Source organism: Klebsiella ornithinolytica NBRC 105727 = ATCC 31898 (genome assembly GCF_001598295.1).
Classification (GTDB): domain Bacteria; phylum Pseudomonadota; class Gammaproteobacteria; order Enterobacterales; family Enterobacteriaceae; genus Klebsiella; species Klebsiella ornithinolytica.
Genome location: NZ_BCYR01000006.1, coordinates 74,352 through 91,826, shown reverse-complemented (window position 1 = coordinate 91,826; position 17,475 = coordinate 74,352). Strand labels below are relative to the sequence as shown.

Annotated in this window: 16 protein-coding genes; 6 read left to right on the top strand and 10 right to left on the bottom strand. The window is 55.5% G+C overall.

Annotation, left to right across the window (positions count from 1 at the left end; all coding sequences use genetic code 11):
• The first annotated feature begins 26 nt into the window (after positions 1-26).
• On the top strand, positions 27-422 hold the full coding sequence (gene mutT / locus ROR01S_RS13595) for an 8-oxo-dGTP diphosphatase MutT (RefSeq protein WP_004857891.1): 396 nt from the start codon (positions 27-29) through the stop codon (positions 420-422).
• A 48-nt stretch (positions 423-470) separates the two neighbouring features.
• Here mutT and yacG read toward each other — a convergent pair whose 3' ends face one another.
• Genes yacG through coaE form a run of 3 tightly spaced genes read right to left on the bottom strand, consistent with a single transcriptional unit; the run spans position 471 to position 2,041 of the window.
• Complete coding sequence (gene yacG / locus ROR01S_RS13590) at positions 471-668, bottom strand: DNA gyrase inhibitor YacG (RefSeq protein WP_004857893.1); 198 nt, start codon at positions 666-668, stop codon at positions 471-473.
• Between the two features lie 9 nt (positions 669-677).
• Positions 678-1,421 carry a cell division protein ZapD gene (zapD, locus tag ROR01S_RS13585; protein WP_004857894.1) on the bottom strand — a complete coding sequence of 248 codons (744 nt, stop codon included), beginning with the start codon at positions 1,419-1,421 and terminating at the stop codon, positions 678-680.
• Complete coding sequence (gene coaE / locus ROR01S_RS13580) at positions 1,421-2,041, bottom strand: dephospho-CoA kinase (RefSeq protein WP_064359581.1); 621 nt, start codon at positions 2,039-2,041, stop codon at positions 1,421-1,423. Before coaE ends, zapD begins: the two co-directional genes overlap by 1 nt.
• Positions 2,042-2,388: 347 nt before the next feature.
• Between coaE and ROR01S_RS13575 the strand changes: the two genes are divergently transcribed.
• The gene (locus ROR01S_RS13575) at positions 2,389-3,432 is read left to right on the top strand and encodes a GMP reductase (RefSeq protein ID WP_015585159.1); all 1,044 of its coding nucleotides are present in this window, start codon (positions 2,389-2,391) and stop codon (positions 3,430-3,432) included.
• A 31-nt stretch (positions 3,433-3,463) separates the two neighbouring features.
• On the opposite strand, the gene hofC is transcribed toward ROR01S_RS13575, so the two are convergent.
• The 4 genes from hofC to nadC form a co-directional block, all read right to left on the bottom strand.
• Positions 3,464-4,669 (bottom strand): protein transport protein HofC, encoded by a 1,206-nt coding sequence (hofC, locus tag ROR01S_RS13570; protein ID WP_032716567.1) that lies wholly within the window; start codon positions 4,667-4,669, stop codon positions 3,464-3,466.
• On the bottom strand, positions 4,659-6,044 hold the full coding sequence (gspE, locus tag ROR01S_RS13565) for a type II secretion system protein GspE (RefSeq protein WP_004857904.1): 1,386 nt from the start codon (positions 6,042-6,044) through the stop codon (positions 4,659-4,661). The genes hofC and gspE overlap by 11 nt, the downstream gene beginning before the upstream one ends.
• A gap of 10 nt (positions 6,045-6,054) precedes the next feature.
• Positions 6,055-6,486, bottom strand: a complete 432-nt coding sequence (gene ppdD, locus ROR01S_RS13560) for a prepilin peptidase-dependent pilin (protein ID WP_032716568.1) — start codon at positions 6,484-6,486, stop codon at positions 6,055-6,057.
• A gap of 178 nt (positions 6,487-6,664) precedes the next feature.
• Positions 6,665-7,558, bottom strand: a complete 894-nt coding sequence (gene nadC / locus ROR01S_RS13555; RefSeq protein WP_004857908.1) for a carboxylating nicotinate-nucleotide diphosphorylase — start codon at positions 7,556-7,558, stop codon at positions 6,665-6,667.
• Positions 7,559-7,791: 233 nt separating this feature from the next.
• Between nadC and ampD the strand changes: the two genes are divergently transcribed.
• Together ampD and ampE are read left to right on the top strand one after the other, a co-directional pair.
• Complete coding sequence (gene ampD / locus ROR01S_RS13550; RefSeq protein ID WP_015585145.1) at positions 7,792-8,355, top strand: 1,6-anhydro-N-acetylmuramyl-L-alanine amidase AmpD; 564 nt, start codon at positions 7,792-7,794, stop codon at positions 8,353-8,355.
• Entirely contained in the window at positions 8,352-9,206 is an 855-nt protein-coding gene (gene ampE, locus ROR01S_RS13545) for a beta-lactamase regulator AmpE (protein WP_015585144.1), read from the top strand. The genes ampD and ampE overlap by 4 nt, the downstream gene beginning before the upstream one ends.
• A 30-nt stretch (positions 9,207-9,236) precedes the next feature.
• On the opposite strand, the gene ROR01S_RS13540 is transcribed toward ampE, so the two are convergent.
• The 3 genes from ROR01S_RS13540 to aroP all read right to left on the bottom strand — a co-directional run bounded on the left by ROR01S_RS13540 (position 9,237) and on the right by aroP (position 13,139).
• A complete protein-coding gene (locus tag ROR01S_RS13540; RefSeq protein ID WP_064359580.1) occupies positions 9,237-10,187 on the bottom strand; it encodes a glycoside hydrolase family 43 protein in 951 nt (316 codons plus the stop codon).
• Complete coding sequence (locus tag ROR01S_RS13535) at positions 10,187-11,593, bottom strand: glycoside-pentoside-hexuronide (GPH):cation symporter (protein WP_004857915.1); 1,407 nt, start codon at positions 11,591-11,593, stop codon at positions 10,187-10,189. The genes ROR01S_RS13540 and ROR01S_RS13535 overlap by 1 nt, the downstream gene beginning before the upstream one ends.
• A gap of 172 nt (positions 11,594-11,765) precedes the next feature.
• Entirely contained in the window at positions 11,766-13,139 is a 1,374-nt protein-coding gene (gene aroP, locus ROR01S_RS13530) for an aromatic amino acid transporter AroP (protein WP_162098158.1), read from the bottom strand.
• Positions 13,140-13,782: 643 nt separating this feature from the next.
• Between aroP and pdhR the strand changes: the two genes are divergently transcribed.
• Both pdhR and aceE read left to right on the top strand, forming a co-directional pair.
• On the top strand, positions 13,783-14,562 hold the full coding sequence (gene pdhR / locus ROR01S_RS13525) for a pyruvate dehydrogenase complex transcriptional repressor PdhR (protein WP_004857919.1): 780 nt from the start codon (positions 13,783-13,785) through the stop codon (positions 14,560-14,562).
• 241 nt (positions 14,563-14,803) lie between these two features.
• Entirely contained in the window at positions 14,804-17,467 is a 2,664-nt protein-coding gene (aceE, locus tag ROR01S_RS13520; protein WP_032689465.1) for a pyruvate dehydrogenase (acetyl-transferring), homodimeric type, read from the top strand.
• Positions 17,468-17,475 lie beyond the last annotated feature (8 nt).

The following is a 17,475-nucleotide window of genomic DNA, read 5'->3' as shown; positions in this document are numbered from 1 at the left end:
TGCGCCTTTTTTATGGAATGATCACGATGAAACAACTGCAAATTTCCGTGGGTATTATCCGCAATCCGCAGGGGGAGATCTTTATCACCCAGCGCGCCGCCGATGCCCATATGGCCAACAAACTCGAGTTTCCCGGCGGTAAAATTGAAGCCGGAGAATCTGCGGAACAGGCGCTGGTGCGTGAACTGCAGGAAGAAGTGGGGATTACGGTAAGCTCATCCCGCCTGTTTGATAAGCTGGAGTATCAGTTCCCGGACCGCCACATTACCCTGTGGTTCTGGCTGGTGGAAGAGTGGTCCGGCGAGCCGTGGGGGAAAGAGGGGCAGCCCGGGCAGTGGATTGCGCAACGGGCATTAGACTCTGAGGCGTTTCCGCCGGCGAATGAACCCATTATTACCAAATTAGTGCAGGCGGCTTCCTGAACCCGCGTTTCCCGGACAAGGCGCGATGTTGCCTTGCCCGGGAACCGGTCACGGTTGCTGTTCCTCGCTCCAGCCATCGCTATCGGACAGATCGCTCGCGCTGGGAATACGTTTTTCTTCCGCAGCCCATTCGCCTAGATCAATCAGCTGGCAGCGTTTAGAGCAAAAGGGGCGGTACAGGCTCTGTGCGTTCCAGACCACGGGTTTACCGCAGGTGGGGCAATTGACGATCGTCTCTTCTGACATTATTTCTCCTTAACAACAGGCCAGTTCAAAATCAAAACGCTCAGGTACGACCCCGAACTCGCTATCCAGCGGCAGGAAGCGGATAGCGAAACGGCTCTTATGCCCGGAGATTTGAGGATAGAGCTGGCTGGCAATATCCAGCCGCAGACGTAGCAGGTCGGCATCTTCTCCATTATCCTGATAAAAGCCGTTGAGGCTGGTCTGCTTACGGAAAGGGGCGGCATTACGAATCAGATCGAGGATCAGCACCAGAGATTGAGTCAGCGGATCAAGGCTGGCTATCCAGACGCCGATCTGTTCGTCACGGTATGCCTGCGGCATGTGCAGCCAGATATGCAGCGTGGGCAAATCAAAGCTGCAGCAGCCGCCGGGAATGCTCAGACGCTGGCGTACCAGCGCAATCAAACGATCTTCACGCAGGAACTGGCCGATGCGCGGCGCGGACATCAGCGTGGCGCCGCACTGCTTCAACTGCTGACGCAAGGCGTCAATGCGTTCGCCATCGACGCCGGGAATGTCTACCCATGACTGTAATTTCCGCTGCTGGCGCTCCAGCTCTTTTAGCAGGTCCGTCCTGACCTCTCCACGTTCCAGTACATCTAAAAGATCGCCCGCGTTGCGGAAAAAATGGAGTGCATCGGCGTAGCTGGCGATTGTCGGATGAACGGACAATTGCTGAGTCAAAAATTCAATACGCAGCCAGGTGCGCATTTTCTCGTTGAGTGGATGTTCAAACAGAACGGGGGTGTGCATTACGGTTTTTCCTGTGAGGCGGCCTGCGATGCCAGCATTAGATACTTTTCGTGCAGGCGGGCAACATCCGATGCGACGGCATCCGGAGAGCCCATGTTTTCAATGACATCATCCGCAACGGCAAGGCGCTGTTCGCGCGTAGCCTGGGCGGCAAGAATATGTTCTGCATGTTCACGACTGACCCGATCGCGAAGCATCGTACGCGCGATCTGCGTCTCTTTTGGAACATCAACGACCAGCACGCGATCGGCCTGCGTAGCCAGCCGGTTTTCTACCAGTAAGGGGACGACCCAAAGAATATAAGGAGAGCTCGCGGCCTGCATCTGCCGGCGAGTTTCCTGCTGGATGAGCGGATGCAATAGCCCGTTAAGCCAGGTTTTATCTTCAGGGTGAGCAAAGATTTTTTCACGCAGAGCGCGGCGGTTCAGCGTGCCGTCATCATTGAGCATCGGTGAACCAAAATGAGCGGCGATGGCCTGAAGCGCGGTGGTTCCGGGTTCTACTACCTGACGGGCGATAATGTCAGCGTCAATAACGTCAATCCCAAGCCGGGAAAATGCATCGGCCACGGTACTTTTGCCACTGCCAATGCCGCCTGTTAACGCTACCGTATACCTCATACGCTCCGATCCTGAACTGACCATATACACATTACTCTTCAGAGGCGCTCGTTTTGCTGCGCACCACGCCCCGGTGAACGCTATCCCCATCAAGGTGGCTGCAGGCCAATAAAAGGCCATCACAGTATATACTGGATTGTTTTGTATATATAAATCAAGTGGTTAAAAATGATACGCCGGGCGTCGATTATTGCGTTCGCGCCATTCACTGTTCACCAGGTAAATTTATACGATTGTAGCGTAAAAAAAGTGAAAATCGCAGTCTTGCGCAGCCATGATTCGTGCGTATGATAACGTCACTGGAGTTGTGCTCTCACAATAATGCAATTAACCCCAGGAATTCGTACATGCGTATCGAAGAAGATCTGAAGCTTGGTTTTAAAGACGTTCTTATCCGCCCAAAACGCTCTACCCTCAAAAGCCGTTCTGATGTTCAGCTGGAACGTGAATTCACTTTTAAACATTCTGGTCTGTCCTGGTCTGGCGTGCCGATCATTGCCGCTAACATGGATACCGTCGGGACGTTTGGCATGGCGAAAGCGCTGGCCTCTTTCGGTATTCTGACCGCGGTTCACAAGCACTATACCGTTGAACAATGGCAGGAGTTTGTCCAGTCGGTGTCCGCAGATGTGCTGAAGTACGTCATGGTGTCCACCGGCACCTCGGATGTCGATTTCGAAAAAACCCAGCAGATCCTTTCTCAGAACCCGCAGCTTAGCTTCGTCTGCATCGATGTGGCGAATGGTTATTCTGAACATTTTGTTCAGTTCGTCGCCAAAGCGCGTGCAGCCTGGCCGCAAAAAACCATTATTGCGGGTAACGTTGTGACGGGCGAAATGTGCGAAGAGCTGATTCTGTCCGGTGCTGATATTGTGAAAGTGGGCATCGGCCCGGGCTCCGTATGTACCACTCGCGTGAAGACCGGCGTCGGTTATCCGCAGCTGTCTGCCGTTATCGAGTGTGCCGATGCGGCGCATGGCCTGGGCGGCCAGATCGTCAGCGATGGCGGTTGCACGATGCCAGGTGACGTGGCGAAAGCCTTCGGCGGCGGTGCAGATTTTGTCATGCTGGGGGGAATGCTGGCCGGCCATGAAGAGAGCGGCGGTACCGTCGTTGAAGAAAACGGCGAGAAATTCATGCTGTTCTACGGCATGAGCTCCGAATCCGCCATGACGCGCCACGTTGGCGGCGTTGCGCAGTATCGCGCCGCGGAAGGCAAAACCGTTAAGCTGCCTCTGCGTGGACCGGTAGAGAACACGGCTCGCGATATCCTCGGTGGCCTGCGTTCTGCCTGTACCTATGTGGGCGCCTCTCGCCTGAAAGAGCTGACCAAGCGTACGACCTTCATTCGCGTGCAGGAACAAGAGAACCGCGTGTTCAACAGCCTGTAATGCCTGATGCTGGCGCGTTTTGCGCCAGCACTTATCCGCCCATTCCGCTAATGGCGTCACCCAGATGAAAGATGGGTAAATACATCGCCACCACCAGCACACCGACAATCGTTCCGGTTATCAACAGCAGGGCCGGCTCCAGTAACGTTGCCAGATTTTCTGCCTGATAATGCGTCTGCTCACTATGATGACGGGCGAGGTTTTCCAGCATTGTATCCAGCGATCCGGATGCTTCACCGGTACGGATCAGCTGCAGGCATAGCGTGGTAAAACCGCCGCTTCGCTCAAGAGCCTGCCAGATGGGAGCTCCGTGGCTAATGTGCAGATGCACCTGCTGGATCCGCTGGCGCCATAGCGGGCAGTTCAGCGTATCCTCGACGCTTTCCAGACCTTGTAGAAAGCTAATACCTGCACTTTGGGTCAGTGCGAGTACGGTAAAGATCTGGCTAAGCCGCTGCCCGCGTTTGAGTTTTCCCACAACCGGGAGCGCGTGGAGCATTTTTTGTCGCTGCAGCAGCCAGTGCGGGCGGCGACTGGCTATCAGATTAAGGACGGCGGGCAGCACAATCGGCACAATCAGCAGTGGCCAGCCATAGCTAAGGCTCTCGCTGGCGTGAATAACCAGGCGCGTCAGCAGCGGTAGCGGTGTGTTGAAGGTTTGGTAGATCGCCGCAAACTCCGGCAGAACGAAGCACAGCATCGCCACCACCACCATCAGGGCCAGACCCAGAATAACGGCCGGGTAGCGCACCGCTTTCTTCACTTTTTCTGCCAGCTGCTGCTGTTCCTGCTGTTGACGCGCCAGCTGAAGACAACAAAAATCCAGTTTACCGGTGAGCTCGCCGGTACGGATCATCGCCAGGCTAAGCGGTGCAAAGGCCTGAGGCCACTTTTCCAGCGCGGCAGAAAGCGAGATGCCTTGCGCCAGATCCTGAGCCAGTGTGCGCAGCAGCGCCTGCCACTGCGCGCTCGGTTGCTGTTGCGCCAGCAGCTCGAGTCCTTCAGCTAAAGAAAGTCCGGCCTGAAGGAGCACCGCCAGTTGGCGAACAACCTGACTGCCATAGCGCGGATGCCAGAGCGTGTTTTTGACCGCACAGCGGCGAATGGCCAGTGGAATAATGCGTTCATGCTGAAGCGCCTGGAATACTTCCAGTCGGCCAGGGTTCCACTGTGTTCCCTGACAAAATTGGCCCTGCATATCCACGCCTTGCCAGCGCCAGAGACGGTTAGCGGTCATGAGGGATCCCCAGTACGCGGACGATTTCTTCAAGGTTGGTCAGCCCTTGCTCGACCGCCAGACAGCCGCTTTCAAACAGCGTCATCATTCCCGCTTCCCGTGCCAGAGATTCGATTTCCAGCGCGCTCGGGCCACGGGCGATCGCTTGACGTAGCGGGGCATTCACCGGCAATAGCTCAAATAATGCCTGGCGACCATAGTAGCCGTGATAGCAGTGCTGACAGCCTACGGCCTGCCAGCGCGGGAGAGGTCGGGGCCACAGGCGGCGCGGTATATCCATCGTCTTCCCGGTTTCACGGCGGCAGTGTACGCACAGTTTACGCACCAGGCGTTGAGCGATAACCAGCGACAGTGCAGAAGAGAGCATCCAGCCGGCAACGCCCATTTGCTGTAGGCGAGTGAGGGTTTCACTGGTGGAGTTGGTGTGCAGCGTCGAAAGGACCAGATGCCCGGTTTGCGCCGCTTTAATCGCAATCTCTGCGGTCTCCGCATCGCGAATTTCCCCGACCATCACAATGTCAGGATCCTGGCGTAACAGCGCGCGCAGAACGTTTTGAAAAGTCAGTCCGGCGCGGGGGTTAATTTGTGTCTGGTTCATTCCGGCTATCGGCATCTCCAGCGGATCTTCCACGCTACAAATATTGACCGCATCGTGGTTTCTGGTTTGCAGCGCGCTATAAAGGGTAACGGTTTTACCGCTACCGGTTGGGCCGGTAACCAGCAGCAGTCCCTGCGGCTGTTCGAGGGCCGAGCGAAACGCATTAAGCTGGTCTGACGAAAGTCCCAGCGCCCCCAGCTCGAGTGCCTGCTCGACCTGATGCAGTAAACGCAGCACGATTTTCTCCCCGTGGCGACAGGGCAGTGTGGCTATACGGAAAGAGACCGGGCGACCGGCAAGGGGCAGGGTAAACTGGCCATCCTGCGGCAGGCGATGCTCGGCGATGTCCAGGTTGCCGAGCACTTTAAGCCGCGCGGCGACCGGGGCTGCGCGTTCGGGGGGAAGGGGCGAAAGTGCATGGAGCACGCCATCGACACGCAGGCGAATGCGCAGGTGATTTTCTTCGGGCTCAAAATGAATGTCGGAAGCCCGCTGGCGTAGCGCTTGCTCGAGGATCTGCTGGACCTGGCCGATTACATCGGCCGCGGTATCGCTGTGGGCAGGGGGCGAGGGGTGGGTTGCCGTCTGCTGACGCTTATCCATCTGCGCCTGGCTCCAGCATTCGATATCGATTCGCTTCTGAGTAGCGAAACGCAGCGCCTCCATCAGTTCAGGCGTCGGAGCATCGACAACCGCGATAGCGATGGTTTGCTCATCGCTGTTCAACAGCAGCGCCTGATGGCGCTGACAAAGGGAGATTAACCGATCGGTTTTCATCGTGGCGGCCTCAGTTTATGCGGAACACATCTTCGCAGGCCTGCTGGAGTGCGCTGTTGCTGGCTATGTTGCAGACGCGCCCCCAGCCGGTGATACCGCTTGCATTGTCCCAGGACGGCGTCAGGGTGACGCTCAGTCCGTTCAGGCTTTCTTGTCCGTTCAGCGTGACAATACCTTTCGCGACGCTCATGGTGGCGACGTAGCGCGTGGTCGCTGGAGAAGGGATGCCGTTGGCGCCGGCGTCACAGCTTGTCAGTCCGCCGTGTTCGAGCGCGCATAGTTCAACGGCCGTGCGGTAGGGGACAAAGGTTTGCAGCATGTCGGTCAGGGCCGCCTTGCGCAGGTAGTTCTGATAAGCCGGAATGCCGATAGCGCTCAGAATGGCGATAATGCCGATGACCACCATCAGTTCGATCAGGGTAAATCCGCGTTGTCTGTCCATATATGCTCCTTGTGGTGAAGGAAGCACTGTGACGCGCTGGCGGCGCCGCGGCGAATGACAAATGATGGGGTGGGAAACGACTTTCCAGGTTTTCTGGTGTTCTTGCAGGTGGGGGAGTCAGAGATGCTCGCTGTCTCGCAAAAAAAGCCCCGGCGCGTTGTCGCTCCGGGGCGGGCGATTAGCGAAAACGCATGGAGAGGTCCAGGGCGTGTACGTGCTTGGTCAGGGCGCCCACGGAGATGTAATCAACGCCGGTTTCGGCAAATTCGCGGATGGTTTTAAACGTCACGTTGCCGGATACTTCCAGCGCCGCCTTGCCGTTGGTCCGCTTCACCGCTTCACGCATCAGGTCGGTGGTGAAATTATCGAGCATAATGATATCCGCGCCGGCTTTAAGCGCTTCATCCAGTTCATCAAGCGATTCCACTTCCACTTCAACCGGAACGTCCGGATGCAGCCAGAAAGCTTTTTCCACCGCCTGACGCACTGAGCCTGAGGCAATAATGTGGTTTTCTTTAATCAGGAAGGCGTCGAATAAACCCAGACGGTGGTTGGCGCCGCCGCCGCACAGCACGGCATACTTCAGTGCGGTGCGCAGGCCTGGCAGCGTTTTACGCGTGTCGAGCAGCTGGGTTTTGGTTCCGGCCAGCAGCTCCACGTAACGATGTACTTCGCTGGAGACGCCGGACAGGGTCTGCACGAAATTCAGCGCGGTGCGTTCACCTGTCAGCAGCAGCCGGGAAGGCCCCTCCAGCTCGAACAGCGGCTGGTCCGCTTTGATGAGATCGCCATCTTCGACATGCCAGGTGATGCTGACATCGTCGCCAGCCAGTTGAATGAAGACCTCTTCCACCCAGCGCTTACCGCAAAATACGCCGTCTTCGCGCGTAATAATGACCGCATGTGAGCGTGCGTCTTCCGGCAATAATTGGGCGCTAATATCGTTGTTGGCATTGACCTCGCCACCCAGATCTTCCCGCAGGGATTGGGCGACGGCATCGGTGATATCCAGGTTAATGCGTTCCAGCAGCGCGTCACGGCGGCGGTCGGGATTGTAGCGACGAGGCGACATGATAAAGCTCCAGATAGATAAGATTCAGCAGTGGGAAACATGCTAACCTGAACAGCGTTTCTACACCATACAGACTTCGCGCTTCGGGGCGCCTCTGTATCGGCTATGTCTCTGCTTTTCAGCGATGATTTGTGGGTTGCTGGACCGCAGGCTGAACGATTTTGTGTATGATAATCAGCATCCTTTGGGCCACGGGCGGCCCGGGAGCATGAGTTAGCGAAAGGAGATTCCGCATGCAGTTGAATGGGGGATGGCTGGTGGATGCGCGTCGGGTTCCTTCGCCGCACCATGATTGCCGCCCGGATGATGAAGCCCCTTCCTTACTGGTGGTGCATAATATTAGTCTGCCGCCGGGGGAGTTTGGCGGCCCGTGGATCGATGCTTTATTCACCGGAACGCTCGATCCCAGCGCTCATCCTTTCTTTGCGGAAATCGCGCACCTGCGCGTTTCAGCGCATTGTCTTATTCGTCGCGATGGTGAAATTGTGCAGTATGTTCCTTTTGATAAGCGAGCGTGGCACGCGGGCGTATCCAGCTATCACGGGCGTGAACGCTGCAATGACTTTTCTATCGGCATTGAGCTGGAAGGAACCGACACGCTGGCTTATACCGATGCGCAGTACCAGCAGCTGGTGGCGGTGACGCGACAGCTGATCGCGTTGTACCCGGCCATCGCACGCCATATGACTGGCCACAGCGATATTGCGCCAGTCCGAAAAACGGATCCCGGTCCGGCTTTTGACTGGGCAAAATTTCGCGGCCTGCTGGCCGCTTCGTCAGAAAAGGAGATGCCATGACGTTGTTTACTACGCTGCTGGTTCTCATCGCTGAGCGGCTGTTTAAGCTGGGTGAGCACTGGCAGCTCGATCACCGCCTGGAAGTGCTGTTTCGCCGGGTAAAACACTTTTCACTCCCTGCGACTCTGCTGATGACGGCGCTGGCCATGGCGGTGGTTTATCTTATTCAGCGCCTGCTGCACGGGGTGCTGTTTAACGTCCCTCTTCTGGTCTTCTGGATCTTGCTCGGCCTGCTGTGTATTGGCGCGGGCAGGGTACGGCTGCACTATCATGCGTATCTGAAAGCCGCATCACGCAACGATCGTCATGCTTGTGACGCGATGGCCAGCGAGCTGACGCTGATTCACGGCGTGCCGCCAGGCTGTGACGATCGCGAGTTTCTGAGCGAACTGCAAAATGCGCTGCTGTGGATTAACTACCGCTACTACCTGGCTCCGCTGTTCTGGTTTGTGGTTGGCGGGCCATGGGGACCTATTACGCTGATTGGCTACTGCGTGCTGCGCGCCTGGCAGACGTGGCTGGCGCGTTATCAGACGCCGCGCCATCGCTTACAGTCGGGGATTGATGCCATTCTGCACGTGGTGGACTGGCTGCCGGTACGTCTGGTCGGCGTGGTCTATGCGTTGGTGGGACACGGGGAAAGAGCCTTGCCGGCCTGGTTTGCTTCTTTGGGCGACCGTCACTCGTCGCAGTACCAGGTTCTGACCCGACTGGCTCAGTTTTCGCTGGCGCGCGAACCGCATGTGGATAAGGTCGAGACACCTAAAGCGGCGGTCTCAATGGCCAAAAAAACGTCGCTGGTGGTGGTCGTTATCATGGCGCTACTCACCATTTACGGTACCTTGATTTAAGCCCCGCCCGCTGCCGGGCAGGGGAGGCGATCAATACGTATCGGCGGGCGGGATGCCGAAGTCAGGCATCCCGTTTTCTTGCCAGCGAACCCGCTTGAGCCGCGTATGGCGATTCGGATCGTACAGCGGATCGCCTTCAATTTCGGTATAGTTCCGCGCATGGTAGACCAGCACATCTTCCCCTTCCGGCGTTTGCGTAAAACCGTTGTGACCGGGGCCATACTGACGGTTCTCATCGCTGGTGCGAAATACGGGCTCCGGTGATTTATGCCAGTTCTCCGGGCGCAGCGGGTCGGCCAGCAGGTCTATCCACAAGAGTCCCATGCAGTAGTTTTCATCGGTTGCGCTGGCGGAATAGCTGACAAACAGCCGCTCGCCGTGGATCAGAACCGCCGGGCCTTCATTGACCCGAAAACCGCGACATTCCCAGTCAAACTCCGGTTTACTCAACATCACGGGATCACCTTTTAGCGTCCACGGGTTTGCCAGCTCCGCCAGGTAGAGGTTGGAGTTGCCTGCAATATGTGGGGCTTTCTGCGCCCACAGATACCACTGCCTGCCCTGATGTTGAAAGGTGGTGGCATCCAGCGCAAAGGTATCGAAGGGCGTTTTTACCTGGCCTTTTTCAACCCACTGACCGCTGAGCGGGTCGCTGTCGGCACATTCGAGGACAAACATCCGGTGCTGGAACATCCCGAGTTGGTCCAGGTCTTGCGTGTGAGCAGCGGCAAAATAGATATACCATTTCCCGTCAATTTCATGCAGTTCCGGTGCCCAGATGAGCTGGCTCATTGGGCCGCTCTCCGCTTTACGCCAGACCACCACCGGCGGCGCTTCGCGTAGACCTTCCAGCGTCGCCGCGCGACGAATCTCCAGCCGGTCATATTCCGGAACCGAGGCGATAAAATAGTAGTGATCCTGATGGCGCAGAATATAGGGGTCCGCGCGTTGTTCAATAAACGGATTAGGCCAGTTGCTCATCAAGCTTTCCTTATGTGTTCACTGGTTTTGAGATCCTGCCAGGTATTGAGTTCCTCGTAGTTAGCGCGACGCTTTTCCAGGTCCGACTGGATTTGGCACATAAACTCGCGGTTGACCTTCAGCATCCGCACGACGCCTGCGGTAATCAGGTAGCCAACACCCGGAATGACGCTGAACAGCAGCACGATACCGTTTACCGCCGAGGCGCTCTGCTCTTTGGCGCCGGCATCGTATCCGTACCATGAGAGCAGGAAACCGACCATCGCGCCGGCTACCGCCAGCCCGACTTTCAGGAAGAAAAGATTACCGGAGAAGCTGATCCCGGTGATGCGTTTGCCGGTTTTCCACTCGCCGTAATCATCGACGTCAGCCATCAGGGACCAGTGCAGCGGCGACGGGATCTGATGCAGGATGTTGAGCAGGAAGTAGAGCACCATAATCATCATGGTGGCATGTGGGTCGAAGAAGTAGAACGCGCAGGAGAAAATCGCCAGGGCGATATTGGTCCAGAAGAAAACCTGCAGCTTGCACCAGCGATCGGTCAGCACTTTTGCCAGCATACTGCCGATCATCATCCCGACCACGCCGAGGCTGATAAACAGCGTCGCAAAGTGGGTGCTTTGCTGCATGACCCAGGTCACGTAGTACATGGTGGCGGCCATGCGGATAAACCCGGGACAGACGTTGCACAGCGTTAACAGCAGGATGCGAACCCACTGATCGTTTTTCCAGACGTCCTTAAAGTCTTGCTTCAGTTCATCGTGGGTCTGTACCGCCGGACGCACGCGTTCACGAACGGTGGCGAAGCAGAATAAAAACATACACATACCAATTGCTGCCAGCACGGTCATCGCCATCTGATAACCTTTGGCTTTATCGGCGCCACCGAACCAGTCGGCCATCGGCAGCAGCGTCAGCGACAGCAGCAGCGTGGCAATACCGACCAGCACAAAACGATACGACTGGCAGGCTACGCGCTCCTGCGGATCGTTAGTAATCACGCTGCCTAATGAGCAGTAGGGTATGTTAATCGCGGTATAGGTCAGCGAGAGCAGGAAGTAGGTGACGAAGGCATAGATAACTTTGCTGTGATAGGTCCATTCCGGCGTGGTGAACATCAGGACGCTGAACAGCGCGTAGGGGAAGGCCATCCACAGCAGCCACGGACGGAAGCGGCCATATTGACTGCGAGTACGGTCGGCCATGGCGCCCATGATCGGGTCTGTCACGGCATCGATGACGCGTACGGAGAGCAACAAAACGCCCACTAACGCGGGCGCGAGGCCAAAAATATCGGTGTAAAAGTAGTTAACAAACAGCATGATGGCGCCAAATATGATGTTGCATCCGGCATCGCCCATCCCATAGCCAATCTTTTCTCTCACTGAAAGTTTATTGCCTGCCATCTGGAGATCTCCCCGTTGCGGTATGGAGAGAATTATTTGCGGAATTGCCGATAAATGCGTTGCAGTATCAGGTCAACGATATGGATAAAACGACTGTTGGAGGGAAAGTGTGAAGCAGATAACAATGCTCTGTGCCCGCCATGACGGGACGGGCACAGAATCCAGAGATGTATTATTGTGCTTTTAGTGCGCTGGCGCTTTTCTGTTTAAACAGATAGCCGACGCCCAGAATCGCAATCCATACCGGGATCAGGTAAACGGAAATCGCCATGCCCGGTGTCATCAGCATAATCACCAGTACCGCCACCATGAACAGCAGGCAGACCCAGTTGCCGACCGGGTAGAACAGCGCCGGGAAACGCGAAACTACGCCCTGCTGCTGCTTGGCGCGACGGAACTTCATATGCGCCAGGCTAATCATCGCCCAGTTAATGACCAGCGCGGAGACCACCAGCGCCATCAGCAGGCCAAAGGCCGACTCCGGTGCGAAGTAGTTAATCAGGACGCACAGCGCGGTGACCACGGCAGAGACCAGAATGGTATTGACCGGCACGCCGCGCTTATCGACGCTCATCAGCGCTTTCGGGGCGTTCCCTTGCTGGGCCAGACCGAACAACATGCGGCTGTTGCAGTATACGCAGCTGTTATACACGGACAGCGCAGCGGTCAGCACCACGACGTTGAGGGCGTTGGCCACAAAGGTATCGCCCAGCTCGTGGAAGATCAGCACGAACGGGCTGGTATCTGCGGTGACGCGCGTCCACGGCAGCAGTGAAAGCAGAACGGCCAGCGAGCCCACATAGAAAATCAGGATACGGTAGATAACCTGGTTGGTGGCTTTCGGGATGCTCTGTTCCGGATTGTCCGCTTCAGCTGCCGTGATCCCGACCAGCTCCAGACCACCAAACGAGAACATGATAATCGCCATCATCATCACCAGTCCGGTAAAGCCATGCGGCAGGAACCCGCCCTGGTCCCACAGGTTGCGTACGGTTGCCTGTGGGCCGCCGTTGCCGCTGAACAGCAGCCAGCCGCCAAACAGAATCATCGCCACAACGGCCACTACTTTAATAATGGCGAACCAGAATTCCATTTCACCAAACACTTTCACGTTGGTCAGGTTAATGGCATTGATGGCGATAAAGAACACCGCAGCGGACACCCAGGTTGGGATCTCGGGCCACCAGAACTGAATATATTTCCCGACCGCAGTCAGCTCGGCCATGGCCACCAGAACGTACAGTACCCAGTAGTTCCAACCGGAAGCAAAGCCGGCAAAACCGCCCCAGTATTTATACGCAAAATGACTGAATGAACCTGCTACCGGCTCTTCTACGACCATCTCACCCAGCTGACGCATGATCAGGAAGGCGATAAAACCGGCGATCGCATAGCCCAGAATAATCCCGGGGCCGGCGGACTGAATAACGGATGCACTGCCCAGAAACAGGCCGGTGCCGATAGCGCCGCCCAGAGCAATAAGCTGAATATGGCGGTTTTTCAGGCCGCGCTTGAGCCGATCGCCATGCTGTTGACCTTCCATCATGAAACCTCGTGTGTGGTTATTATGTTTATACGCGTCGTCCTTCAGGCTACTGCTTCGTTGTCTGTCCCTGCCAGATAGCATAGCTATCTAAATTCAAGGGCGTTTTAGTCAGCTCGGTCCTGATTGATTCAGCTTACATATTGTTGTGTGGTGTAATTCCGAAATTCCGTTTTCGTATTGATTTCTTTACGGAAGGCGAAACATAAAAACACCAAAAGGCCTTTCGTCTCACCGAGAATAGTGATAAGCGCGAGTGAATGCACCTGCTTTATGAAGGGATGATGACGAAGCGAGCAAAAAGAAACCATTTGTAAATAGCAGGCCGGTGAACGCGATCCGCTTGAGGTGGCTGAATATTCACTCCTTATGAATAAATAATTGAGTTTTACGGAGTTGAATCGGTTCAGATAGCCTAATTTTTCGTTTCATAAACGTTAACGCTACCTCTTATGGGGTAAACACATCATTTGTGTGAAGTTACAATTCTGAAATGTTATTTCTGTAAGGTTGTTAAAATGTGCGTGGTTTCCTGATTTCAATCAAAACCTGTATGGACAGAAGGTGAATACTTTGTTACTTTACCGCTACGAACTGCGAATTGGTAAGACCAATTGACTACGGGCTAATGGCAGAGACAGGGAATATGGCCTACAGCAAAATCCGCCAACCAAAACTATCTGATGTGATAGAGCAGCAGCTTGAGTTTTTAATCCTTGAGGGGACCTTACGCCCCGGTGAAAAACTCCCGCCTGAACGCGAACTGGCCAAACAGTTCGACGTTTCCCGCCCCTCGCTGCGTGAGGCGATTCAACGCCTCGAAGCCAAGGGCTTGTTGCTTCGTCGCCAGGGCGGTGGAACTTTTGTACAGAGCAGCCTGTGGCAGAGCTTCAGCGACCCGCTGGTCGAGCTACTGTCCGATCACCCTGAATCCCAATTTGATCTGCTGGAAACCCGCCACGCGCTGGAAGGCATCGCGGCTTATTACGCGGCGCTGCGCAGCAATGATGCTGACCGCGAACGTATTCGCGAGCTGCATCAGGCTATCGAACGGGCTCAGCAGTCCGGCGATCTTGACGCCGAATCTGACGCCGTCGTCCAGTATCAAATTGCCGTCACCGAAGCGGCGCACAATGTCGTGCTTCTCCATCTGCTACGCTGCATGGAGCCGATGCTCGCGCAAAACGTTCGTCAGAACTTTGAATTGCTGTATGCCCGTCGGGAGATGCTTCCGCAGGTCAGCAACCATCGCACTCGTATTTTCGAGGCGATAATCGCCGGAGAGCCGGAGCAGGCGCGTGAAGCGTCGCATCGACACCTGGCGTTCATTGAAGAAATTTTGCTGGATCGTAGCCGTGAGGAGAGTCGTCGAGAACGCTCACTGCGTCGTTTACAGCAACGGAAAGATGAGAACTCCGGTTCTTAAGCGCCATTTTTTAGAGCGCGGCAACTAAACGCAGAACCTGTCTTATTGTGCTTTTGGTTGTTCAAATAGTTCGGGTTATATCGCGGCGGCAAGCGCGTGAATCCCCGGGAGCATAGCTAACTATGTGGCCAGGGTGAGGAAGCGCAGCCAACAAAGAGATAACCTGAAATATGAAGAGCAAAGAGTGCAATGGGACAGGTTCCAGATTAATCAACGATTAGATAGATAAGGAATACCCCCCATGTCAGAACGTTTACCAAATGACGTGGATCCGATCGAAACTCGCGACTGGCTACAGGCGATCGAATCGGTCATCCGTGAAGAAGGTGTTGAGCGTGCTCAGTATCTGATTGACCAACTCCTTTCTGAAGCCCGCAAAGGCGGGGTGAAGGTTGCTGCTGGCACATCTACAGGCAGTTACGTCAACACTATTGCCGTTGAAGATGAACCGGAATATCCGGGGAATCTGGATCTGGAACGCCGAATTCGTTCTGCGATTCGTTGGAACGCCATCATGACCGTTCTGCGCGCATCGAAAAAAGATCTGGAACTGGGTGGCCACATGGCTTCCTTCCAGTCCTCCGCAACGTTCTATGAAGTGTGCTTTAACCACTTCTTCCGTGCGCGCAACGAGCAGGATGGCGGCGACCTGGTTTACTTCCAGGGCCACATTTCTCCGGGCGTATACGCACGTGCGTTCCTCGAAGGCCGTCTGACCGAAGAGCAGATGAATAACTTCCGTCAGGAAGTTCACGGTAACGGTCTGTCTTCTTATCCGCACCCGAAACTGATGCCGGAATTCTGGCAGTTCCCGACCGTCTCCATGGGTCTGGGCCCAATCGGTGCTATCTATCAGGCGAAATTCCTCAAGTATCTGGAACACCGTGGTCTGAAAGATACCTCCAAACAAACCGTTTATGCCTTCCTGGGCGACGGCGAGATGGACGAGCCGGAATCTAAAGGCGCTATCACCATCGCCACCCGTGAAAAACTGGATAACCTGGTCTTCGTCATTAACTGCAACCTGCAGCGTCTGGACGGCCCGGTCACCGGTAACGGTAAAATCATTAACGAGCTGGAAGGTATCTTCGCCGGTGCCGGCTGGAACGTTATCAAGGTTATCTGGGGCGGTCGTTGGGATGAGCTGCTGCGTAAAGACACCAGCGGTAAGCTGATTCAGCTGATGAACGAAACCGTTGACGGTGACTACCAGACCTTCAAATCCAAAGATGGCGCGTACGTTCGTGAGCACTTCTTCGGTAAATATCCGGAAACCGCAGCGCTGGTTGCCGACTGGACTGACGAGCAGATCTGGGCTCTGAACCGCGGTGGTCACGATCCGAAGAAAGTCTTTGCTGCCCTGAAAAAAGCGCAGGAGACCAAAGGCAAAGCGACCGTTATCCTGGCTCATACCATTAAAGGGTATGGCATGGGCGATACCGCTGAAGGTAAAAACATCGCTCACCAGGTGAAGAAAATGAACATGGACGGCGTTCGCTATGTCCGCGATCGTTTCAATGTGCCGGTTGCCGATGCGGATATCGAAAAACTGCCGTACGTGACCTTCCCGGAAGGCTCCGAAGAGCATACCTATCTGCACGCTCAGCGTCAGAAACTGCACGGCTATCTGCCGAGCCGTCAGCCGAACTTCGATGAGAAGCTGGAGCTGCCGACCCTGGAAGATTTCGCGCCGCTGCTGGAAGAGCAGAACAAAGAAATTTCTACCACTATCGCGTTCGTTCGTGCCCTGAACGTGATGCTGAAGAACAAGTCCATCAAAGACCGCCTCGTGCCGATCATCGCCGATGAAGCGCGTACCTTTGGTATGGAAGGCCTGTTCCGTCAGATTGGTATCTACAGCCCGAACGGCCAGCAGTACACCCCGCAGGACCGTGAGCAGGTTGCTTACTACAAAGAAGACGAAAAAGGTCAGATCCTGCAGGAAGGGATCAACGAACTGGGCGCAGGCGCATCCTGGCTGGCGGCGGCAACGTCTTACAGCACCAACAACCTGCCGATGATCCCGTTCTACATCTACTACTCCATGTTCGGGTTCCAGCGTATCGGCGACCTGTGCTGGCAAGCAGGCGACCAGCAGGCTCGCGGCTTCCTGGTCGGCGGGACTTCCGGTCGTACCACGCTGAACGGCGAAGGTCTGCAGCACGAAGATGGTCACAGCCATATTCAGTCTCTGACTATCCCGAACTGTATCTCTTACGATCCGTCTTACGCGTACGAAGTTGCGGTCATCATGCACGATGGTCTGGAGCGTATGTACGGTGAGAAACAAGAGAACGTTTACTACTACATCACCACGCTGAACGAAAACTACCACATGCCGGCCATGCCAGCAGGTGCCGAGGAAGGTATCCGTAAAGGTATCTATAAACTCGAAACCGTTGAAGGTAGCAAAGGTAAAGTTCAGCTGTTGGGCTCCGGTTCTATCCTGCGTCACGTTCGTGAAGCAGCGCAGATCCTGGCGAAAGACTACGGCGTGGGCTCTGACGTGTACTCCGTCACCTCCTTCACCGAACTGGCCCGTGACGGTCAGGACTGTGAGCGCTGGAACATGCTGCACCCGCTGGAAACTCCGCGCGTTCCGTACATCGCTCAGGTGATGAACGACGCTCCGGCTGTAGCATCAACCGACTATATGAAACTGTTCGCCGAGCAGGTCCGTACTTATGTACCGGCTGACGACTACCGCGTGCTGGGTACTGATGGCTTCGGACGTTCCGACAGCCGTGAGAACCTGCGTCACCACTTCGAAGTAGATGCTTCTTATGTGGTTGTAGCAGCACTGGGCGAACTGGCTAAACGTGGCGAAATCGATAAGAAAGTGGTGGCGGATGCCATCATCAAATTCAACATCGATGCAGAAAAAGTTAACCCGCGTCTGGCGTAAGAGGTAAA

Excerpts from the sequence above, each read along its gene's own strand:
- mutT (WP_004857891.1), top strand. The coding sequence starts at position 27 with ATGAAACAACTGCAAATTTCCGTGGGTATTATCCGCAATCCGCAGGGG.
- yacG (WP_004857893.1), bottom strand. The coding sequence starts at position 668 with ATGTCAGAAGAGACGATCGTCAATTGCCCCACCTGCGGTAAACCCGTG.
- zapD (WP_004857894.1), bottom strand. The coding sequence starts at position 1,421 with ATGCACACCCCCGTTCTGTTTGAACATCCACTCAACGAGAAAATGCGC.
- coaE (WP_064359581.1), bottom strand. The coding sequence starts at position 2,041 with ATGAGGTATACGGTAGCGTTAACAGGCGGCATTGGCAGTGGCAAAAGT.
- ROR01S_RS13575 (WP_015585159.1), top strand. The coding sequence starts at position 2,389 with ATGCGTATCGAAGAAGATCTGAAGCTTGGTTTTAAAGACGTTCTTATC.
- hofC (WP_032716567.1), bottom strand. The coding sequence starts at position 4,669 with ATGACCGCTAACCGTCTCTGGCGCTGGCAAGGCGTGGATATGCAGGGC.
- gspE (WP_004857904.1), bottom strand. The coding sequence starts at position 6,044 with ATGAAAACCGATCGGTTAATCTCCCTTTGTCAGCGCCATCAGGCGCTG.
- ppdD (WP_032716568.1), bottom strand. The coding sequence starts at position 6,486 with ATGGACAGACAACGCGGATTTACCCTGATCGAACTGATGGTGGTCATC.
- nadC (WP_004857908.1), bottom strand. The coding sequence starts at position 7,558 with ATGTCGCCTCGTCGCTACAATCCCGACCGCCGCCGTGACGCGCTGCTG.
- ampD (WP_015585145.1), top strand. The coding sequence starts at position 7,792 with ATGCAGTTGAATGGGGGATGGCTGGTGGATGCGCGTCGGGTTCCTTCG.
- ampE (WP_015585144.1), top strand. The coding sequence starts at position 8,352 with ATGACGTTGTTTACTACGCTGCTGGTTCTCATCGCTGAGCGGCTGTTT.
- ROR01S_RS13540 (WP_064359580.1), bottom strand. The coding sequence starts at position 10,187 with ATGAGCAACTGGCCTAATCCGTTTATTGAACAACGCGCGGACCCCTAT.
- ROR01S_RS13535 (WP_004857915.1), bottom strand. The coding sequence starts at position 11,593 with ATGGCAGGCAATAAACTTTCAGTGAGAGAAAAGATTGGCTATGGGATG.
- aroP (WP_162098158.1), bottom strand. The coding sequence starts at position 13,139 with ATGATGGAAGGTCAACAGCATGGCGATCGGCTCAAGCGCGGCCTGAAA.
- pdhR (WP_004857919.1), top strand. The coding sequence starts at position 13,783 with ATGGCCTACAGCAAAATCCGCCAACCAAAACTATCTGATGTGATAGAG.
- aceE (WP_032689465.1), top strand. The coding sequence starts at position 14,804 with ATGTCAGAACGTTTACCAAATGACGTGGATCCGATCGAAACTCGCGAC.